This is a genomic window from Streptomyces sp. NBC_00663, assembly GCF_036226885.1.
Lineage (GTDB): Bacteria > Actinomycetota > Actinomycetes > Streptomycetales > Streptomycetaceae > Streptomyces.
Window position 1 is genome coordinate 4,235,031 of the sequence record NZ_CP109027.1, and the last position, 18,282, is coordinate 4,253,312.

16 protein-coding genes are annotated in these 18,282 nt (G+C 71.7%); 6 read left to right on the plus strand and 10 right to left on the minus strand.

The genetic code is table 11. The features are described 5' to 3' along the window. Positions 1–24 precede the first annotated feature (24 nt). Both OG866_RS19275 and OG866_RS19280 read right to left on the minus strand, forming a co-directional pair. Entirely contained in the window at positions 25–813 is a 789-nt protein-coding gene (locus OG866_RS19275; RefSeq protein WP_329336312.1) for an ABC transporter permease, read from the minus strand. Then, positions 810–1,646: an ABC transporter ATP-binding protein gene (locus tag OG866_RS19280; protein ID WP_329336313.1), complete on the minus strand. Its 837-nt coding sequence runs from the start codon at positions 1,644–1,646 to the stop codon at positions 810–812. Before OG866_RS19280 ends, OG866_RS19275 begins: the two co-directional genes overlap by 4 nt. A gap of 253 nt (positions 1,647–1,899) precedes the next feature. Here OG866_RS19280 and OG866_RS19285 point away from each other — a divergent pair, with 253 nt between their 5' ends. Further along, positions 1,900–3,342: a SulP family inorganic anion transporter gene (locus tag OG866_RS19285; RefSeq protein ID WP_329336314.1), complete on the plus strand. Its 1,443-nt coding sequence runs from the start codon at positions 1,900–1,902 to the stop codon at positions 3,340–3,342. Here the strand turns inward: OG866_RS19285 and OG866_RS19290 are convergent. From OG866_RS19290 to OG866_RS19300, 3 genes are all read right to left on the minus strand, one after another. Continuing rightward, positions 3,306–4,073, minus strand: coding sequence for a class I SAM-dependent methyltransferase (locus tag OG866_RS19290; RefSeq protein ID WP_329336315.1), 768 nt, complete (start codon positions 4,071–4,073; stop codon positions 3,306–3,308). The two genes, OG866_RS19285 and OG866_RS19290, sit on opposite strands and share 37 nt — an antisense overlap. 74 nt (positions 4,074–4,147) lie before the next feature. Next, positions 4,148–4,651 (minus strand): EamA/RhaT family transporter, encoded by a 504-nt coding sequence (locus OG866_RS19295; protein ID WP_329336316.1) that lies wholly within the window; start codon positions 4,649–4,651, stop codon positions 4,148–4,150. A gap of 143 nt (positions 4,652–4,794) precedes the next feature. Further along, a complete protein-coding gene (locus OG866_RS19300; protein WP_329336317.1) occupies positions 4,795–5,124 on the minus strand; it encodes an SH3 domain-containing protein in 330 nt (109 codons plus the stop codon). 181 nt (positions 5,125–5,305) lie between these two features. Between OG866_RS19300 and OG866_RS19305 the strand changes: the two genes are divergently transcribed. Continuing rightward, positions 5,306–7,396 (plus strand): serine/threonine-protein kinase, encoded by a 2,091-nt coding sequence (locus tag OG866_RS19305; protein ID WP_329336318.1) that lies wholly within the window; start codon positions 5,306–5,308, stop codon positions 7,394–7,396. A 109-nt stretch (positions 7,397–7,505) separates the two neighbouring features. Here OG866_RS19305 and ilvD read toward each other — a convergent pair whose 3' ends face one another. From ilvD to OG866_RS19325, 4 genes are all read right to left on the minus strand, one after another. After that, positions 7,506–9,359 (minus strand): dihydroxy-acid dehydratase, encoded by a 1,854-nt coding sequence (gene ilvD / locus OG866_RS19310; RefSeq protein WP_329336319.1) that lies wholly within the window; start codon positions 9,357–9,359, stop codon positions 7,506–7,508. A gap of 122 nt (positions 9,360–9,481) precedes the next feature. Then, positions 9,482–10,108 (minus strand): TetR/AcrR family transcriptional regulator, encoded by a 627-nt coding sequence (locus OG866_RS19315; RefSeq protein ID WP_329336320.1) that lies wholly within the window; start codon positions 10,106–10,108, stop codon positions 9,482–9,484. Continuing rightward, positions 10,105–10,929 (minus strand): sugar phosphate isomerase/epimerase family protein, encoded by an 825-nt coding sequence (locus OG866_RS19320; protein WP_329336321.1) that lies wholly within the window; start codon positions 10,927–10,929, stop codon positions 10,105–10,107. Before OG866_RS19320 ends, OG866_RS19315 begins: the two co-directional genes overlap by 4 nt. Positions 10,930–11,042: 113 nt before the next feature. Then, positions 11,043–11,975: a Ppx/GppA phosphatase family protein gene (locus tag OG866_RS19325; RefSeq protein WP_329336323.1), complete on the minus strand. Its 933-nt coding sequence runs from the start codon at positions 11,973–11,975 to the stop codon at positions 11,043–11,045. A 239-nt stretch (positions 11,976–12,214) separates the two neighbouring features. Between OG866_RS19325 and OG866_RS19330 the strand changes: the two genes are divergently transcribed. After that, positions 12,215–12,985, plus strand: coding sequence for a hypothetical protein (locus OG866_RS19330; protein ID WP_329344189.1), 771 nt, complete (start codon positions 12,215–12,217; stop codon positions 12,983–12,985). Between the two features lie 29 nt (positions 12,986–13,014). On the opposite strand, the gene OG866_RS19335 is transcribed toward OG866_RS19330, so the two are convergent. Beyond that, positions 13,015–14,703 carry a BACON domain-containing protein gene (locus OG866_RS19335; RefSeq protein ID WP_443063540.1) on the minus strand — a complete coding sequence of 563 codons (1,689 nt, stop codon included), beginning with the start codon at positions 14,701–14,703 and terminating at the stop codon, positions 13,015–13,017. 188 nt (positions 14,704–14,891) lie between these two features. Here OG866_RS19335 and OG866_RS19340 point away from each other — a divergent pair, with 188 nt between their 5' ends. From OG866_RS19340 to disA, 3 genes are all read left to right on the plus strand, one after another. Next, the gene (locus tag OG866_RS19340; protein WP_329336327.1) at positions 14,892–15,584 is read left to right on the plus strand and encodes a hypothetical protein; all 693 of its coding nucleotides are present in this window, start codon (positions 14,892–14,894) and stop codon (positions 15,582–15,584) included. Positions 15,585–15,661: 77 nt separating this feature from the next. Then, the gene (radA, locus tag OG866_RS19345) at positions 15,662–17,071 is read left to right on the plus strand and encodes a DNA repair protein RadA (protein WP_329336328.1); all 1,410 of its coding nucleotides are present in this window, start codon (positions 15,662–15,664) and stop codon (positions 17,069–17,071) included. A gap of 82 nt (positions 17,072–17,153) precedes the next feature. Continuing rightward, entirely contained in the window at positions 17,154–18,278 is a 1,125-nt protein-coding gene (gene disA, locus OG866_RS19350; RefSeq protein ID WP_329336330.1) for a DNA integrity scanning diadenylate cyclase DisA, read from the plus strand. The last annotated feature ends 4 nt before the right edge of the window (positions 18,279–18,282 follow it).

Consider the following 18,282-nt stretch of genomic DNA (forward strand, 5'->3'; position numbering starts at 1 on the left):
GCTGTCCGGGTGCGCGGGTGTCGGCTATTGCGTCCTGCGCCTCAGCGTCGCCGCGCCCAGGCCCAGGACCAGCAGGGCGCAGCCGGCCACGATCAGGGCGTCGCGGACGAAGGTGGCGGTCATGTCGGTGTGCTTGAGGACCTCGTTCATGCCGTCGACGGCGTAGGACATGGGGAGTACGTCGGAGATGGCCTCCAGCACGGGGTGCATGTTGTCCCGGGGTGTGAACAGGCCGCAGAGGAGGAGCTGGGGGAAGATCACGGCCGGCATGAACTGGACGGCCTGGAACTCGGAGGCGGCGAAGGCCGATACGAAGAGGCCGAGGGCGGTGCCGAGGAGCGCGTCGAGCAGGGCGACCAGGAGGAGGAGCCAGGGGCTGCCGGTGACGTCGAGGCCGAGGCCCCAGAGGGCGAGGGCGGTGGCGAGGGCGGACTGGATGATCGCGAGGGTGCCGAAGGCGAGGGCGTAGCCGGCGATGAGGTCGCCTTTGCCGAGGGGCATGGCGAGTAGGCGTTCGAGGGTGCCGGAGGTGCGTTCGCGGAGGGTGGCGATGGAGGTGACGAGGAACATCGTGATCAGGGGGAAGATCCCGAGGAGGGAGGCGCCGATGTTGTCGAAGGTGCGCGGGCTGCCGTCGAAGACGTAGCGCAGCAGGAACAGCATCACGCAGGGCACCAGGATCATCAGCGCGATCGAACGCGGGTCGTGGCGGAGCTGGCGCAGGACGCGGGCCGCGGTGGCGAGGGTGCGGGAGGCGTTGAGGGCGCTGGTCGGGGCTGGGGTGACGGGCGTGGTGGCGGTCGTGGTGCTCATCGGGTCGTCTCCCTCTCGTTCTCCCGCTTGCTCTCCTTCTTGTTCTCCTTCTTGTTCTCCTTGCGTCCCGCTGCGACGGCCTCGTCCACGAGGTGCAGGAAGGCGTCTTCGACGGTGTCGGAGCCGGTGCGGGTGCGCAGGGCGTCCGGGGTGTCGTCGGCGAGGATCTCGCCCTCGCGCATGAGGAGGAGGCGGTGGCAGCGCTCGGCCTCGTCCATGACGTGGGAGGAGATGAGGAGGGTGGCGCCGCGCTGGGTGGCGATGTCGTGGAAGAGGTTCCAGAGGTCGCGGCGCAGGACGGGGTCCAGGCCGACGGTGGGTTCGTCGAGGACGAGGAGTTCGGGGGTGCCGAGGAGGGCCACGGCCAGGGAGACGCGGCTGCGTTGGCCGCCGGAGAGGTTGCCGGCGAGGGAGTCGGCGTGGCTGGTGAGGTCGACGTCGTCGATGACCCGGGTGACGTCGGTGTGGCGGCGGTCGGCGGCGGCGTGGCCGGGGGCGAGGATCGCGGCGAAGTAGGCGAGGTTCTGGCGGACGGTCAGGTCGTCGTAGACGGAGGGGGCTTGGGTGACGTAGCCGATGCGGGTGCGCAGGGCGGGGTGTCCTGCGGGGTGGCCAAGGACGTCGAGGGTGCCGGTGGCCTTGGCCTGGGTGCCGACGACGGAGCGCATGAGGGTGGATTTTCCGCAGCCGGAAGGACCTAGGAGGCCGGTGATCTGACCGCGGGGGACGGTGAAGTCGAGGCCGCGTAGGACGGTGCGGGGGCCGCGGACGACGGTGAGGCCTTCGGCGTGGACGGCAGGGGTGTCGGGCGGCCCGGAAGAATAATTCATCATGCGATGAATAATGCTCTCGGGCCCCGGGCTCGTCAAGCAGCGTGCGTACGGCGGGCGCGGCAGCGCAGGCGCGTGATGGCGTGACCGGAGGCAGACGATCCGGCCGGTGCGCCTCAAGAGCCCCCTGTGGCTCGGTGGAGCGGGCTGCGCGATCAACTCCCCTTCCTGACAATGGGATTCAGTGCCGTGTACTCCCCCGACACGGCGCGCCCACGCATCTCCTGATCGCTTCGCAACCGGAGGTGCTCCTGTCATGCGTGTTCTGCGCGATGGCGTACACAAGGCCGATCTGTTCGCTTCCCTCGTCGTGTTTCTCGTGGCGCTGCCGCTGTGCGTAGGGGTCGCCATAGCCTCCGGTGTGCCCGCCGAGCTGGGGCTGGTGACCGGGATCGTCGGCGGGCTGGTCGCCGGGGTGCTGCCTGGCAGCAGCCTCCAGGTGAGCGGGCCGGCGGCGGGACTGACGGTGCTGGTCTACGAGGCCGTGCACCGGTACGGGATCGCGGCGCTCGGGGTGCTGGTGTTCGGCGCCGGGCTGGTGCAGCTCGGGCTCGGGGTGCTGCGGCTCGGGCGGTGGTTCAGGGCGGTGTCCGTGGCGGTCGTGCAGGGGATGCTCGCCGGGATCGGACTGGTCCTGGTCGCCGGTCAGGTCTATGCGCTGGGCGACGTGACCGCGCCCGGGGGCGGGCTCGCCAAGCTTTCCGGGCTGGTGTCGCTGCCGGCGCTGCTGGATCCGGTGGCGTTGTCAGTGGGGGGTGCCACTGTTGTCGTACTGCTGCTGTGGCCGCGATGGCAGCGCGGGGCGCGCCTGGTGCCCGCGCCGCTGGTCGCGGTCGGCCTCGCGGCGGCGGTGACCGGGGTGTTCGGCCTGGAGGTGTGGCGGGTCGAGGTGCGGGGGCTGCTGGATGCCGTACGGCTGCCGGAGGCAGCGGATGTCGGCCGGCTGACGGAAGTCGGCGTGTTGGGGACGGTCGTCGCGTTCGCGCTGATCGCGTCGGCGGAGTCACTGTTCAGCGCGGCGGCGGAGGACCGCCTGCATGACGGGCGGCGTACGGACTACGACCGTGAGCTGATCGCGCAGGGCGCGGGCAACGCGGTGTGCGGGGTGCTCGGGGCGCTGCCGATGACCGCGGTGATCGTGCGGAGCGCCGCGAATGTTCAGGCGGGGGCTCGCACCAAGGCGTCCCGGGTGCTGCACGGGGTGTGGCTGCTGCTCTTCACGGTCGTCGTCCCCGGGGTGCTCGGGGTGATTCCGGTGGCGGCGCTGGCCGCGCTGCTGGTGCACGCCGGGTGCAAGCTCGTGCCGGTGCGGGAGGTGCGGGTGCTGTGGCGCGGGCATCGGGGGGAGGTGGTCGTGCTGGTGGTGACCGCGACGGCGATCGTCGTGGGCGATCTCTTCGAGGGGGTGTTGGTGGGGTTGGCGCTGGCGGTGGCGAAGACCGCGTGGGACGCCAGCCATGTGCATGTGGAGACCGAGGACCGTGGGGAGGCGGGGCTGGTCGTCCGGGTGCTGGGGCATGCGACGTTCCTGCGGCTGCCGAAGCTGCTCGACGCGTTGGAGGCCTTGCCTCGCGACCGGGAGGTACGGCTGGAGCTGGGCGGGCTGCGGCATCTGGACCACGCCTGCGCGGCGGCCCTGGAGGGGTGGGCCGCCGGGCGGGGTCAGGCGTTGATGGCGACGAACAGCTTCACGTCGTAGGTCTCCTCGACGATTCCGTCCGGGAACACCTCAAGCAGGTGCCGGCGCTCCTCGGTGAGGAAGGCCGTGGTGTGTTCCTCGTCGGCGACCAGGAAGATCGAGTGGCTGCCGAGGTTGGCCAGGTGGGCGTCGACGGGGAGGCGGCGGCTCCAGCGGACCGTGCGCTGGGTCAGGTCGAGGCGGCCGGAGGGGTCCACAGCGTGGGCGCCGACGTTCCGCTGCTCGGCGGTGACGTTCACGGCGAAGTGGCGCTCGATCCGCCGTGAGGCGTCGGCGATCCATGGCACGTCGTGGGCGTCGGTGTTCCACCACAGCGCGAGCGCGCCGCCCGGGCGCAGCACGCGGAATGCCTCGGCGCCGGCGAGGGCCGGGTCGGTCCAGTGCCAGGCCTGGGCGTAGGTGACGAGGTCGACGGAGGCGTCGGCCAGGGGGAGGGTGTTGCCGTTGCCGCGGACGATCGGTATGTCGGGGTGGCTGTGGCGGAACTGGGCGGCCATGCCGTCACCGGGTTCGACGGCGAGCACGTCGGCGCCGCGGGCGTGCAGCAGGGCGGTGGCGATACCGGTGCCGGCGCCGATGTCCGCGACGCGGGCGCCGGTGAGGGGCCGGCCGGCGAGGTCCTCGACGGCGTCGAAGAGAGCGGGCGGGTAGGAGGGGCGGTTCGCCGCGTACTGGGCTGCGGCGGCGTTGAAGGAGTGGGCACGGGCGGTGTGCGAGGAGGCCGTCGTCATACCGCCATGGTGGCGGAGGTGGGTGCGGGGTGCGATGAGTTCTTGGTGAGAGGGGAGGCGAGGGCCGTCTGCGCTCAGGAGCGGCGGCGCTTCTTCGACGGGTTGCCGGTGCGGCGGGTGGTGCGCTTCTCGTACTGCTTGAGGGCCGTCTCGTACTCCTCGCGGTGGAGCTTCTCGCCCGGGGCCTCGGTGAGGGAGCGGAAGAAGTAGGCGAGGAGGGACCCGACGAAGCCGATGGCCAGCAGGCCGCGCAGGGACGCCTGGCGGTCGGGGTCGGGGCGCTTGGTGAAACCGTCCCAGGTGTGGCGGAAGGCCAGGGCGCTACAGATCGCGAACATCACGACCATGAGGAGGGTGACGAAGCTGCCGATGTCGGCGATCGCCAGGCCCTCGTAGGCGAAGCGGAGGACGAGGCAGGAGACGGCAGCTGCCGCGAGGGAGCCCGCGGCGGCGGCGACACGGCGGAGGGTGTAGCCGTCGGTGTGGTCGACCCAGGTCGTGCCGAAGAAGCGGATGGGTTCCGGGCGGGGCCCGGTCGCGGGGCCCGCGCTGTCCTGGGTGCCGTGTTCGTCGCTCACACGTCGATTATGGCCGGGGACGGGCGCGGGCCCCGCGGGGGCTCAGCAGCGGCCGGCATGCAGTCGTCGCTGCCTGTCCTCAGGTACGTGTCCGAGATGCAGCCCCCGTCGGGGAGCTTGGCCCAGATGTCCGAGGTTGGAGATCAGACCGAGCAGCGCGGGCGGACGTAGCCGTCGCTGCCGGTGAGCACATAGGCGTCCGAGACGTACTTGCCGTTGGCGATGGAGTCCCAGATGTTGCTCGTGCCGTAGGGGCCCGCGATGGTCGTGCCGGGCGTCTGGCACAGGATCGCGACCTCCGCGCCCTCGGGCAGCACGTCGACGATGGAGTAGGTGGTGCCCGGTCCGCTGCGGACGTTGAGCCGCACCCCCGGCGCAACCGAGTAGTAGCGCACGGCCGTTGCCGCGGCCATCGCCGTCACGGCGATCTCGTGCTCGGCACCCTCGGTCTCTTCGACACGGTCAACCGACATGAAAAGCCTCCCCCGTTGAGCCCCACGCTTGTCGTGGGCCCCGTTGATTCCCCCGCGACGCGTCCCGAAACAGACGTGCGCGACTCGAACACGAACGCTAGCAAGCCGCCTCTGTCTCGTACGAGTCATCGACTAGGCTCCGTGCGTCGCGCACGCGGACGAACAGCACGGGGGTGGTCCCATGGCGCCACAGCAGAACACCGGAGCGGACGCGGAAGCGGAACTTCCCGCATACGCCGGTCACTATCGTCTGGAAGCACGCCTCGGGTCCGGCGGCATGGGCGTCGTGCATCGTGCGCGCAGCGCCTCGGGGATGACGCTCGCGGTGAAGGTCGTACACGCCGAATTCGCCAGGGATCCCGAGTTCAGGGGACGTTTCCGGCAGGAGATCTCCGCGGCGCGCAGGGTCAGCGGGGCGTTCACCGCGCCCGTCGTCGATGCCGATCCGGAGGCCGAACGGCCCTGGATGGCCACGCTGTTCATCCCCGGCCCGACTCTCGCCGACGAGGTCAAGCGGAACGGCCCCATGCCGACGGCCCAGTTGCGCCGGCTGATGGCGGGGCTGGCCGAGGCGCTGCGCGACATCCACCGGGTCGGTGTCGTCCACCGTGATCTCAAGCCGAGCAACGTGCTGCTCGCCGAGGACGGGCCCAAGGTCATCGACTTCGGCATTTCTCGGCCAAAGGACAGCGAACTGCGCACCGAGACGGGGAAGTTGATCGGCACGCCGCCCTTCATGGCACCCGAGCAGTTCCGGCGACCGCGGGCCGTCGGCCCCGCCGCAGACATCTTCGCGCTGGGGTCCGTGATGGTGCACGCGGCCACGGGGCGGGGGCCGTTCGACTCCGACAGCCCCTATGTCGTCGCCTACCAGGTCGTGCACGACGAGCCCGACCTGACCGGCGTACCGGAGAATCTCGCGGCGCTGGTCGAGCGGTGTCTGGCCAAGGAACCCGAGGACCGGCCCACGCCGGACGAGTTGATGCGGGAGCTGCGGTCGGTCGCGGCCTCGTACGACACCCAGGCGTTCATCCCCGCGCAGCGCACCGGCGAGACGCCCGCGCAGCCCGAACCGCGCCCCGTGGAGTCAAGGAAGCGGCGGCCGGGCAAGGGGGCGGCGATCGGGGCCGGGGCGCTGGGCCTCGTCGCGCTGGCGGCACTGGCCTCGGTCCAGCTCGTCGGCGACGGGGACGCCGGCCCGCGCAGCAGTGCGGCACCGGCCACGTCCGCCGGGTTCGGCCCGTGGGCCGCCCGGCCGAAGGGCGCGGAAGGCGGTCTGCCCCGGTGCTCGTACGGCGGCGGGCGGCTGCTGTGCGTGCAGACCGGGCTGGTCGCCGGTCTCGATCCCGCCGACGGCCATGTGCTGTGGCGGCACCCGCTCGGTGACGGCGACTCCCCCAGCGAGCCGCCGGTCTTCTCCGGCGGCCTGGCGCACGTGGTGACCCACGCGGGCCGGCGGCTGCTCGCGCTCGATCCGGCGACGGGCGCCACACGGTGGAAGCTCGACCTGTCCGCGTACCGGGGCTTCGCCCACGCCCGCGGAACGCTGCTGCTGACCGGCGCCGACGGCAGGGCCACCGGCGTCGACAGCGCGACCGGCGAGATCAAGTGGCGCAAGCGCCTGCCCGGTTCGGCCGACTCCGGCTTCGCGTCGTTCCCCGACAGCCCCTGGGCCTACCGCACCGGCAGATCCGCGGACGGAACCAGTACGCGCGTGACGAGAGTGGACCCGGCCTCGGGCGAGGTGGAGCGGGACGACCGGCTGGACGGTGCGCTGCGCCCGGTCGGCACCTCGGACGGCGCCGTCTTCTTCCTGGCCGACGGCGGCGGTTACGGCGAGACGAGCGCCGTGGTCCGGTACGACCTGGAGTCCGGGGCGGCGCGGCGCGTGCCGCTGACCGTGCCCGTGGACCAGGCGCAGGCCACCGTGCGCGGCGACCGCGTCTGGCTGCTGGGCACGGGCGGCTCGCTGGTGGCGGTCGACATGGGCGCGAAGAGGCAGCTGTGGTCGCTGGAGACGGCCGTGAGCCAGGGTTCGGCACCGGTGAGCGACGGCCACCGGGTGTATGTCACCGCCCCCGACGGCCGGCTGCTCGCCGTCTCCGCCACCGGCGGACGGCTGCTCGGGCAGACCCGGCCGCGGCTCGGACCGCACGCGGACCAGGTGACGTCGTCGCTGCCGGTCCCCGTCCTCACCGACGGCCACGCCTACGCCACCGCCCCCGACGGCACCGTCTTCGCCGTCGACGCGCAGGCCCCGTCGGCCTGGTAGCAGCCGAAGGGGCCACCCCCCGAAGGAGATGGCCCCGTAGGTCGGAATCCCGTACGGCAGGACCCCTGAGTCAGGACCCCGTACGGCAGGGCCCCGTGCGTCAGGGCGTTCAGCCCAGCTTCGACACGTCCCGCACCGCGCCCTTGTCCGCACTCGTGGCCATCGCCGCGTAAGCGCGGAGTGCGGCCGAGACCTTGCGCTCGCGGTTCTTGGGGACGTACGCCCCGCCCAGCGCCTGCTCACGGCGGGCCAGCTCCGCGTCGTCGACGAGGAGGTCGATCGTGCGGCCCGGGATGTCGATGCGGATGCGGTCGCCGTCCTCGACGAGGGCGATGGTGCCGCCGGCGGCCGCCTCGGGGGAGGCGTGGCCGATCGACAGGCCCGAGGTGCCGCCGGAGAAGCGGCCGTCGGTGACGAGCGCGCAGGCCTTGCCGAGGCCGCGGCCCTTCAGGTACGAGGTCGGGTAGAGCATCTCCTGCATGCCCGGGCCGCCCTTGGGGCCCTCGTAGCGGATGACCACCACGTCGCCCTCCTTGATCTCCTTCAGGAGGATCTTCTGGACGGCCTCTTCCTGCGACTCGCAGACGACCGCCGGGCCCTCGAAGGTCCAGATGGACTCGTCGACGCCGGCCGTCTTCACGACACAGCCGTCGACCGCGAGGTTGCCCTTGAGGACCGCGAGGCCGCCGTCCTTGGAGTAGGCGTGTTCGGCGGAGCGGATGCAGCCGCCCGCCGCGTCCTCGTCCAGCGTGTCCCAGCGCTCGGACTGGGAGAAGGCCTCGGCGGAGCGGACGCAGCCCGGGGCCGCGTGCCACAGTTCCACCGCATCGGCGGAAGGGGAGCCGCCGCGGACGTCCCAGGTCTTCAGCCAGTCCGCCAGGGACGGGCTGTGGACCGAATGGACGTCCTCGTTCAGGAGGCCGGCGCGGTGCAGTTCGCCCAGCAGGGCCGGGATGCCGCCCGCGCGGTGCACGTCCTCCATGTAGTACGTGCGGTTCTTCGCCACGTTCGGGGCGACCTTGGCCAGGCAGGGCACGCGGCGCGAGACCGCGTTGATCTCGTCCAGGCCGAAGGGGACCTCGGCCTCCTGGGCCGCGGCCAGCAGATGCAGGATCGTGTTGGTCGAGCCGCCCATGGCGATGTCGAGCGCCATCGCGTTCTCGAAGGCCGCGAAGGTGGCGATCGAACGCGGCAGGACCGTCTCGTCGTCCTGCTCGTAGTAGCGCCGGGTGATGTCCATGACCGTGCGGGCCGCGTCCTCGTACAGCCGGCGGCGGGCCGTGTGCGTGGCCAGGACCGAGCCGTTGCCGGGGAGCGAGAGGCCGATGGCCTCCGTCAGACAGTTCATCGAGTTGGCGGTGAACATGCCGGAACAGCTGCCGCAGGTGGGGCAGGCGTTCTCCTCGATACGGAGGATGTCCTCGTCCGAGATCTTGTCGTTCACGGCGTCGGAGATCGCGTCGACCAGGTCGAGCGTGCGGACCGTGCCGTCCACCAGCGTGGCGCGGCCGGACTCCATCGGGCCGCCGGAGACGAAGACCGTCGGGATGTTCAGGCGCAGGGCCGCGTTGAGCATGCCCGGCGTGATCTTGTCGCAGTTGGAGATGCAGATCAGGGCGTCGGCGCAGTGGGCCTCGACCATGTACTCGACCGAGTCCGCGATCAGGTCGCGGGAGGGGAGGGAGTACAGCATTCCGCCGTGGCCCATCGCGATGCCGTCGTCCACCGCGATCGTGTTGAACTCGCGCGGGATGCCGCCGGCCTCGACGATCGCCTGGGAGACGATCCGGCCGACCGGCTGGAGGTGGGTGTGGCCCGGAACGAACTCGGTGAAGGAGTTCGCGACGGCGATGATCGGCTTGCGGCCGATGTCCGCACCGGGTACACCGGAGGCGCGCATAAGGGCGCGTGCGCCCGCCATGTTGCGGCCGTGGGTGACTGTGCGGGACCTCAGCTCGGGCATCGTCGCTCGCTCCTTCAGACAGATATGGCTGCTATCGAGCGTACGCCGGTCATCCAGAGGGCGGACAGGGTGTCCGGAATACGGGACGTATGTCTCAGCCAGAGGCACCTGGGTTCACTGCCTCAGGGGTTGGTCAGATGCCCCTGCACCACCGGCGCCACCCGGGCGATGATCTGCTCCACGTCCGCCGAGGCCAGCGGCTCCACCTTGATCACGTACCGGAGCATCGCGATCCCGACCAGCTGTGCGGCGGCCAGCTCGGCGCGCAGTTCCGCGTCCGGGGCGTCGAGCTCACCGGCGATGCGGCGCAGCAGCTGCGCGGAGACCAGGCGGCGAAAGACGGTGGCGGCGGCCTCGTTGTTCACCGCCGACCGGACGATCGCGAGCAGCGGCTTGCGGGTCACGGGGTTCTCCCAGAGCCCGAAGATCACCCGGGTCATCCGCTCGCCGACGTCGTCGAGCGGCCCTTCGAGCACGGTGTCCCGCACGATCAGCGCCGGCGCGAAGGCCACCTCCACGGCCGCCTCGAAGACCTGCTCCTTGGTGCCGAAGTAGTGGTGGACCAGGGCCGAGTCGACCCCGGCGGCCTTGGCGATGCCGCGCACCGACGTCTTCTCGTACCCGCGCTCGGAGAACTCCTCGCGGGCGGCGGCCAGGATGCGGTCGCGGGTTCCGGCGGATTCCGTACGAGGAGGTCGGCCCCGGCGTCGCGAGGAGGATCCCTCTCCGGCCGCCGTCACGCCGCTCATCGCCGGGGCACCTTCACCGCCGACGCCAGATGGAGCCGGGTGAACGCCAGCGCCTCCGCCAGATCGGCCTCACGTTCGGCGCTGGACATCGCGCGCCGGGTGTTGACCTCGATGACGACATGGCCGTCGAAGCCGGTCAGGGCGAGACGTTCCAGCAGCTCGGCGCAGGGCTGGGTGCCGCGCCCGGGGACGAGGTGCTCGTCCTTCGCCGAGCCGCGCCCGTCGGCGAGGTGGACATGGCCGAGGCGGTCGCCCATGCGGCCGACCATCTCCATCGCGTCGGAACGGGCCGTCGCGGAATGGCTGAGGTCGATCGTGAAGTGCCGGTAGTCCTCTTTGGTGACGTCCCAGTCGGGGGCGTACGCGAGCATCTCGCGGTCGCGGTAGCGCCAGGGGTACATGTTCTCGACGGCGAACCGTACGTCCGTCTCGTTGGCCATCCGCCAGATCCCCTCGACGAAGTCGCGGGCGTACTGGCGCTGCCAGCGGAACGGGGGGTGGACGACTACCGTGCTCGCGCCCAGCTTCTCGGCGGCGGCCTGGGCGCGCTGGAGCTTGACCCAGGGGTCGGTGGACCAGACGCGCTGGGTGATGAGCAGGCAGGGGGCGTGCACGGCGAGGATCGGGATCTGGTGGTAGTCGCTCAGCCTGCGCAGGGCTTCGATGTCCTGGCTGACGGGGTCGGTCCACACCATGACCTCTACGCCGTCGTAGCCGAGGCGTGCGGCGATCTCGAAGGCCGTCGCCGTGGACTCCGGGTAGACGGAGGCCGTGGAGAGCGCCACCTTCGCATCCGGGATCCGTACGACTGGTTCTGCCACGGGGGTCAGCCTAAAGGGTTGGGTCGGGTGGGTGCGGGGTGCCTGTTCGCCGTTGTGGGGTTTGCCACGGGCGGGTGCGGGCGCGTTCGTGGTGGCTCGCGCCCCTGGGGTGTCTACACCGAGCCCATGTGATCAAGTCGCCGCAGGATGACGCCCTCCCTGAGCGCCCAGGGGCAGATCTCCAGCTTCTCCACGCCGAACAGGTCCATCGCGCCCTCCGCCACCAGGGCGCCCGCGAGGAGCTGTCCGGCACGGCCCTCCGAGACCCCCGGCAGCTCGCTGCGCTGCGCCTCCGTCATGCCTGCCAGCTGGGGTACCCACGCCTCCAGGGACTCACGCTTCAGCTCACGCTGGACATAGAGGCCCTCGGCGGAGCGGGCGGCGCCGGCGAGGCGGGCCAGCTGCTTGAAGGTCTTGGAGGTGGCGACGACGTGGTCGGGGGCGCCGAAGCGGGCGAACTCGCCGACCGTGCGGGCGATCTGGGCGCGGACATGACGTCGTAGGGCCCTGATCGCCTCCGGGTCCGGCGGGTCGCCCGGGAGCCAGCCGGCGGTGAGGCGGCCGGCGCCGAGCGGCAGCGAGACCGCCGCGTCGGGCTCCTCGTCGATGCCGTACGCGATCTCCAGGCTGCCGCCTCCGATGTCGAGGACGAGCAGCTTCCCGGCCGACCAGCCGAACCAGCGGCGGGCGGCGAGGAAGGTGAGACGGGCTTCTTCGGCGCCGCTGAGGACCTGGAGCTCGACGCCGGTCTCGGTGTGCACGCGCGCGAGGACGTCGTCGGCGTTGCTGGCCTCGCGCACGGCGGAGGTGGCGAACGGCAGGAGATCCTCGACGCCCTTGTCCTCGGCGGCCTGGAGGGCCTCCTTGACGACCGCTATGAGTCGGTCGACCCCTTCGGGGCTCACGGCCCCGGCCTCGTCGAGGAGTTGGGCCAGGCGCAGCTCCACCTTGTGCGAGTGCGCGGGCAGCGGGCGCGCGCCAGGGTGTGCATCCACCACCAGCAGATGCACCGTGTTCGATCCCACGTCGAGGACACCGAGTCTCATGTACGGAACGCTACTGCCAGCCGAACCGGGCGCCGTCCCCGGAGCCGTCCTGGGCGACTTACCCTGGACGCGTGCCAAAGACCAAAAAGGCGAAGAATGAGCAGGCCGCCCCGGCCTCCGACGCTTCTTCGCAGGCGAAGTCGCAGGTGAAGTCATCGGGGTCGTCGGGGAAGTCGTCGGCGACCGCGTCGGCGGACTCCCAGAAGTCGCAGCTGGTGACCGAGGTGAAGTCGCCGAAGATGTCGAAGAAGGCCCGGGCCGCGGACGAGAAGGGGCTCGACTTCGCGCGCGCGTGGGTGGAATTCCCTGATCCGGCGGACGACGAGCAGGTCTTCCGGTGCGATCTGACATGGCTGACCTCTCGCTGGAACTGCATCTTCGGCAGCGGCTGCCAGGGCATCCAGGCGGGCCGCGCGGATGACGGGTGCTGCACGCTGGGCGCGCACTTCTCCGACGAGGACGACGAGAAGCGGGTGGCCGGGCATGTGGCCAGGCTCACCCCGGAGATCTGGCAGTTCCATGACGAGGGCCGGGAACACGGCTGGATCTCGGAGGACGAGGACGGCGACCGGCAGACCCGGCCCTTCCAGGGTTCGTGCATCTTCCAGAACCGTCCCGGCTTCGCCGGCGGTGCGGGCTGCTCGCTGCACATCCTGGCCATAAAGGAGGGCCGCGAGCCGCTGGAGACCAAGCCGGACGTCTGCTGGCAGCTTCCGGTGCGGCGGACGTACGAGTGGATCGACCGGCCCGACGACACCCGGGTGCTCCAGGTGTCGATCGGTGAGTACGACCGGCGCGGCTGGGGTCCGGGCGGCCATGACCTGCACTGGTGGTGCACGTCGGCGACCTCGGCGCACGGCGCGGGCGATCCGGTGTACGTGTCCTACGGCCCGGAGCTGACCGAGCTGATGGGCAAGGCCGGCTACGACCGCCTGGTCGAACTGTGCGAGGAGCGGCTGGCCTCGCAGCTGCCCCTGCTGGCACCCCATCCTGCGGACCCGGTGGACTGACCACTCCACGTCCACTGCCACTGTCACGGCTAGGACGTCGACGGGCTCGGGTCGCCGCTGTCGCTGGGCGGCGGCGTGCTCGCCGGGTCCGACGGGGCCGTGTCGCTCGGGGTCGGGTCCGGGTCGGGCGACGAGGGCGGTGGGTCGCTCGGGCTGGGGTCCGTAGGGGCTGACGTGGTGGGTGTCGGGTCGGAGGACGAGGGCGGCGGGTCGGCGGGGGTGCCGGGGTCGGTCGGGGTGGGCGCGGTGCCGTACCCCTCGATGGAGACGACGGCTCCGGCCGGTGACACGGCCACCCGCGCGCTCCAGTAGCCCGACGGCTCTCGCAGATGGTCCACGTACACCTTGATCGTCAACGCTTCGCCGGGAGCGAGGGTTCCCGAGGACTGGCTGAGGTAGAGCCAGGAGGCGCCGGTGGTCGCGGACCAGCGGACCTGGGTGTCGCCGGTGGCGGTGAGGGTGATCAGCGTGGTGTCGCCACTGTTGTCGGCCGTGACCTCCAGCCGGCCGGCGCCCTTCTTGCCCGCGCCGGTGACGCTGATGACCTCCACGGACACGTCGGGCTTGTTGCCCTTGGTGAAGCGGTCGCCGGGCCGGATGCCGGCGTTGGCCGCGTTCTCGTAGCCGTCGCCGACCGCCTCGCCGTCCAGGCCGCCGGGGCCGCGCGCCTCACTGGCGGAGGCCGAGCGGCCCTCGGCGCCCTCGGCGGTGGGCGTGCCCCTGTAGGCGGCCCAGAGCGCCAGCACCGGGGCGGCCACGACGGTGGCGACGACGGTCGTGGTCACGGCACGCGCGCGGAGGCGGTCGCGGCGGGCCGCGCGGTCCTTCGGGTCCATCGGAAAGCCACGCCGGTCGAAGCGCGGTGCGGCGGCGCCCCGCGCGCGCGGGAGGTGCGCCATGGCGATGTGCAGGGTCGCGCGGGGTGCCTCCAGGACGGGCAGCTCGGAGGGGGTGACGCTCGCGCCGGGCCAGCGGCAGGTGACCGCGCGCTCGGCGGTACGGCGGCAGCGCGGGCAGTCGTCGACATGCCGGACCAGTTCGCGGCGCACGGCCGTGCTGAGCACCATCTGGTGGTCGCCGGTGAGGCGGGCGACGCCCGGGCAGGTGCCGGTCTCCACGACGGCGAGCGCCGCGCGGGTGCGCTCGACCTCGCAGGCGGCAGCGGCGAGCAGTTCACGGGCGGCGGTCAGGTCCATGCCGAGGACGGCGGCGACCTCGTGGGCGGCGAGATGGTGGCGCACGGCGAGTTCGAGGGCCTCGCGCTGCTCCGGGGTGGTGCCGGCCGCCTCCGGCCAGGCGAGCAGGCCGAGTTCACGCCGGCGCTCCTCCTGGACCTGGTCGGAGACGGACGGGCCTGCCGGGTCCCGGTGAGGGGTGTGGCGGCCCGCCGCGTGGGTGGCCTGACGTTTCTGCTTGGCCTCGGCCAGCTTGCGCAGACAGGCCCAGCGGGCCAGTGCGTACAGCCAGGCCCGGCGGTCGCCGGCCGCGTCCGGGCCACGGCGCCTCTCGGCGAGGGCCAGGACGTCACCGAGCGCTGCGGTGGCGGTGTCGTGGTCGCACAGGACGGACAGGCAGTAGGTGAACAGGCCGTCCAGGTACGGCTCGTAGCGCGCGGGCGGGCGCTGCGCCAGTGTGCGCGCGGCACCGCGATCGCGCGCCTCCCGTTGCGCCCGATGTGCGCCGGTGGTGCGGGTCGAGGTCTCCGGACTGCTGCTCATCACCCGTGGACCGTAGGACGCGGCAGTTGACCCCTTCCTGCACCTTGAGCACTTTTACTCCGTACGGGTGAAACGATCCCTCATAAGGGGACAGGAACCCTCAGTTCCGGCGATCTGAGTGTGACGTACGCCATTTCCTGAGTAGCCGTACTCATGTCCGGTTCATCGCGCGCTCACAGACTTCGGGCATGAAACGAATTTCCCTGATGCCGCTGACGGCACTGACCGCACTGTGCGGGCTCACGCTCGCGGGATGCGGCGACGAACGGGCGGCGGACGCCTCCGCGCGGACCGAGGTCGACCGGGTGCAGCCGGGTTCCTCGGCCGCCCCCTCCGCCTCCCCCACCACCCGGCCCGACCCGGCCGACGACGAGTCCGGCGACTCCGAGTTCCTCGCGTTCATGATGCTCCTCAACACGGTCGCCGAGCCGTGCCTGCCGGAGCTTCCGACCGCGGTGCCCCCGGAGGAGCCGGAAGCGACGGAGGAGCCTCCCGCCACGCCCCTGCCCGAGCTGCCCCTCCCGGACGAGCCGCCGCCCTCGAGCGAGCCGCGCGACCCCGAGGAGGCCTTCCAGGAGATCGAGCTGAGCTCCGTCGAGAAGTGCGACGCCCGCCAGCACGTCCGCCGCATCACGAAGGCCCTCGCCGCCGGCCCCGCCGACCCGGCACCGGGCGAGGTCGCCACGGTCCTGCGCGGGCTCGGCTACCTCGACGAGCGCATCGACGGCCCGCAACGCACGCGTGGCGGCGTCGAGTTCACCCTCGACCTGCGGGTGATGGGCGGCTCCCTGTGCCTGTCCGGCAGCACGACCGGCACGAAGACCACGATCGAGCCGTACGGCGCGGACGTGGAGGTCGACTGCACGGAGGTGCGGAGGTGAGACGCGGAGACTGAGCCGTGGCGGGCCTTGACCGGGCCGTGGCGGACGTTGTCAGTGCGGGCGGCTACGGTTTCGTCATGGCTGCCCGTACGAAGACCGCCAAGGACCGCCCCGCCTTCCGCTGCACGGAGTGCGGCTGGCAGACGGCGAAGTGGCTCGGCCGCTGCCCCGAATGCCAGGCATGGGGCACGGTCGAGGAGTACGGCGCGCCCGCGGTGCGTACGACGGCACCCGGTCGCGTCACCACCTCCGCCCTGCCCATCGGCCAGGTCGACGGCCGTCAGGCCACCGCCCGCTCCACCGGCGTACCCGAACTGGACCGCGTGCTGGGCGGCGGACTCGTCCCGGGCGCGGTGGTGCTGCTGGCGGGCGAGCCCGGCGTGGGCAAGTCGACCCTGCTCCTCGACGTGGCGGCCAAGGCGGCGAGCGACGAGCACCGCACCTTGTACGTCACCGGTGAGGAGTCGGCCAGCCAGGTCCGGCTGCGCGCCGACCGCATCAAGGCCATCGACGACCATCTGTACCTCGCCGCGGAGACCGACCTGGCCGCCGTCCTCGGCCACTTGGACGCGGTGAAGCCGTCCCTGCTCATCCTGGACTCCGTACAGACGGTGGCCTCACCGGAGATCGACGGTGCCCCCGGCGGCATGGCCCAGGTGCGCGAGGTGGCGGGCGCGCTCATCCGGGCCTCCAAGGACCGCGGCATGTCCACCCTCCTGGTGGGCCATGTCACGAAGGACGGCGCGATCGCGGGCCCGCGCCTGCTGGAGCACCTCGTGGACGTGGTCCTCTCCTTCGAGGGCGACCGGCACGCGCGCCTGCGCCTGGTCCGGGGCATCAAGAACCGGTACGGCGCGACGGACGAGGTCGGCTGCTTCGAACTGCACGATGAGGGCATCACGGGCCTCACCGACCCAAGCGGACTTTTCCTGACCCGTCGTGACGAACCGGTCCCCGGCACCTGTCTGACGGTCACCCTGGAGGGCCGCCGTCCCCTGGTGGCCGAGGTCCAGGCCCTGACGGTCGACTCGCAGATCCCCTCCCCCCGGCGCACCACCTCCGGTCTGGAGACCTCCCGCGTCTCGATGATGCTGGCCGTCCTGGAGCAGCGGGGCCGGATCAGCGCTCTCGGCAAGCGGGACATCTACTCCGCGACGGTCGGCGGAGTGAAGCTCTCGGAGCCCGCCGCGGACCTGGCCATCGCCCTCGCGCTGGCCTCCGCGGCGAGCGACACCCCGCTGCCCAAGAACCTCGTCGCGATCGGCGAAGTAGGCCTCGCGGGCGAGGTCAGACGGGTCACGGGCGTCCAGCGCCGACTGGCCGAGGCGCACCGTCTGGGCTTCACCCACGCGCTCGTGCCGGGCGACCCCGGCAAGATCCCTGCCGGCATGAAGGTCCTGGAAGTCGCCGACATAGGGGACGCCCTGAGAGTCCTTCCGCGTTCGCGTCGGCGAGAGGCCCCACAGGACGCGGAGGAGCGCCGGTAGACTTTGCCCTGGTCTCGCCCGTCCGTACGAACCGCGTGTGCGAAACGGGAGCACCAGAAGAACCTGCGACCGGAGGAGTGCAGTGGCAGCCAACGACCGGGCAGCAGCTCCCGGAAAGTCCGGCGGGAGCTCCGGTGCCGATGGCCTGATGCGCGCCTCACTGAGCGCCGTGGCACCCGGCACGGCCCTGCGCGACGGCCTGGAGCGGATTCTCCGCGGCAACACGGGCGGGCTCATCGTGCTCGGATTCGACAAGACCGTGGAGCCGATGTGCACGGGCGGTTTCGTCCTGGACGTCGAGTTCACGGCCACGCGCCTGCGTGAGCTGTGCAAGCTGGACGGCGGCATCGTGCTCTCCACGGACGGCTCGAAGATCCTGCGGGCCGGCGTCCAGCTGGTCCCGGACCCGACGATCCCGACGGAGGAGACGGGCACCCGCCACCGCACGGCGGACCGCGTCTCCAAGCAGGTCGGCTTCCCGGTCGTCTCGGTCTCCCAGTCGATGCGTCTGATCGCCCTCTACGTCGACGGCCAGCGCCGCGTCCTGGAGGACTCCGCGGCGATCCTGTCCCGCGCGAACCAGGCCCTGGCGACCCTGGAGCGGTACAAGCTCCGCCTCGACGAGGTCGCGGGCACGCTGTCGGCGCTGGAGATCGAGGACCTGGTCACGGTCCGGGACGTCTCGGCGGTGGCCCAGCGCCTGGAGATGGTCCGCCGGATCGCCACGGAGATCGCCGAGTACGTCGTCGAACTCGGCACCGACGGCCGCCTCCTGGCCCTCCAGCTCGACGAGCTGATCGCGGGCGTCGAGCCGGAACGCGAGCTGGTCGTCCGGGACTACGTCCCCGAGCCCACCGCCAAGCGCTCCCGCACGGTGGAGGAGGCCCTGTACGAACTCGACGCCCTCACCCACGCGGAGCTGCTCGAACTCCAGACGGTGGCAAAGGGGTTGGGCTACACGGGTTCGCCGGAGGCCCTCGACTCGGCGGTGTCCCCCAGGGGCTTCCGCCTCCTGGCGAAGGTCCCGAGGCTCCCCGGCGCCATCATCGACCGCCTGGTGGAACACTTCGGCGGCCTACAGAAGCTCCTCGCGGCAAGCGTGGACGACTTGCAGACGGTCGACGGCGTCGGCGAGGCAAGGGCGAGGAGCGTACGGGAAGGTCTCTCGCGGCTGGCCGAGAGCTCCATTCTGGAACGCTACGTATAAGCCC

Excerpts from the sequence above, each read along its gene's own strand:
- OG866_RS19275 (WP_329336312.1), bottom strand. The coding sequence starts at position 813 with ATGAGCACCACGACCGCCACCACGCCCGTCACCCCAGCCCCGACCAGC.
- OG866_RS19280 (WP_329336313.1), bottom strand. The coding sequence starts at position 1,646 with ATGATGAATTATTCTTCCGGGCCGCCCGACACCCCTGCCGTCCACGCC.
- OG866_RS19285 (WP_329336314.1), top strand. The coding sequence starts at position 1,900 with ATGCGTGTTCTGCGCGATGGCGTACACAAGGCCGATCTGTTCGCTTCC.
- OG866_RS19290 (WP_329336315.1), bottom strand. The coding sequence starts at position 4,073 with ATGACGACGGCCTCCTCGCACACCGCCCGTGCCCACTCCTTCAACGCC.
- OG866_RS19300 (WP_329336317.1), bottom strand. The coding sequence starts at position 5,124 with ATGTCGGTTGACCGTGTCGAAGAGACCGAGGGTGCCGAGCACGAGATC.
- OG866_RS19305 (WP_329336318.1), top strand. The coding sequence starts at position 5,306 with ATGGCGCCACAGCAGAACACCGGAGCGGACGCGGAAGCGGAACTTCCC.
- ilvD (WP_329336319.1), bottom strand. The coding sequence starts at position 9,359 with ATGCCCGAGCTGAGGTCCCGCACAGTCACCCACGGCCGCAACATGGCG.
- OG866_RS19315 (WP_329336320.1), bottom strand. The coding sequence starts at position 10,108 with ATGAGCGGCGTGACGGCGGCCGGAGAGGGATCCTCCTCGCGACGCCGG.
- OG866_RS19325 (WP_329336323.1), bottom strand. The coding sequence starts at position 11,975 with ATGAGACTCGGTGTCCTCGACGTGGGATCGAACACGGTGCATCTGCTG.
- OG866_RS19330 (WP_329344189.1), top strand. The coding sequence starts at position 12,215 with ATGTCGAAGAAGGCCCGGGCCGCGGACGAGAAGGGGCTCGACTTCGCG.
- OG866_RS19335 (WP_443063540.1), bottom strand. The coding sequence starts at position 14,703 with ATGAGCAGCAGTCCGGAGACCTCGACCCGCACCACCGGCGCACATCGG.
- OG866_RS19340 (WP_329336327.1), top strand. The coding sequence starts at position 14,892 with ATGAAACGAATTTCCCTGATGCCGCTGACGGCACTGACCGCACTGTGC.
- radA (WP_329336328.1), top strand. The coding sequence starts at position 15,662 with ATGGCTGCCCGTACGAAGACCGCCAAGGACCGCCCCGCCTTCCGCTGC.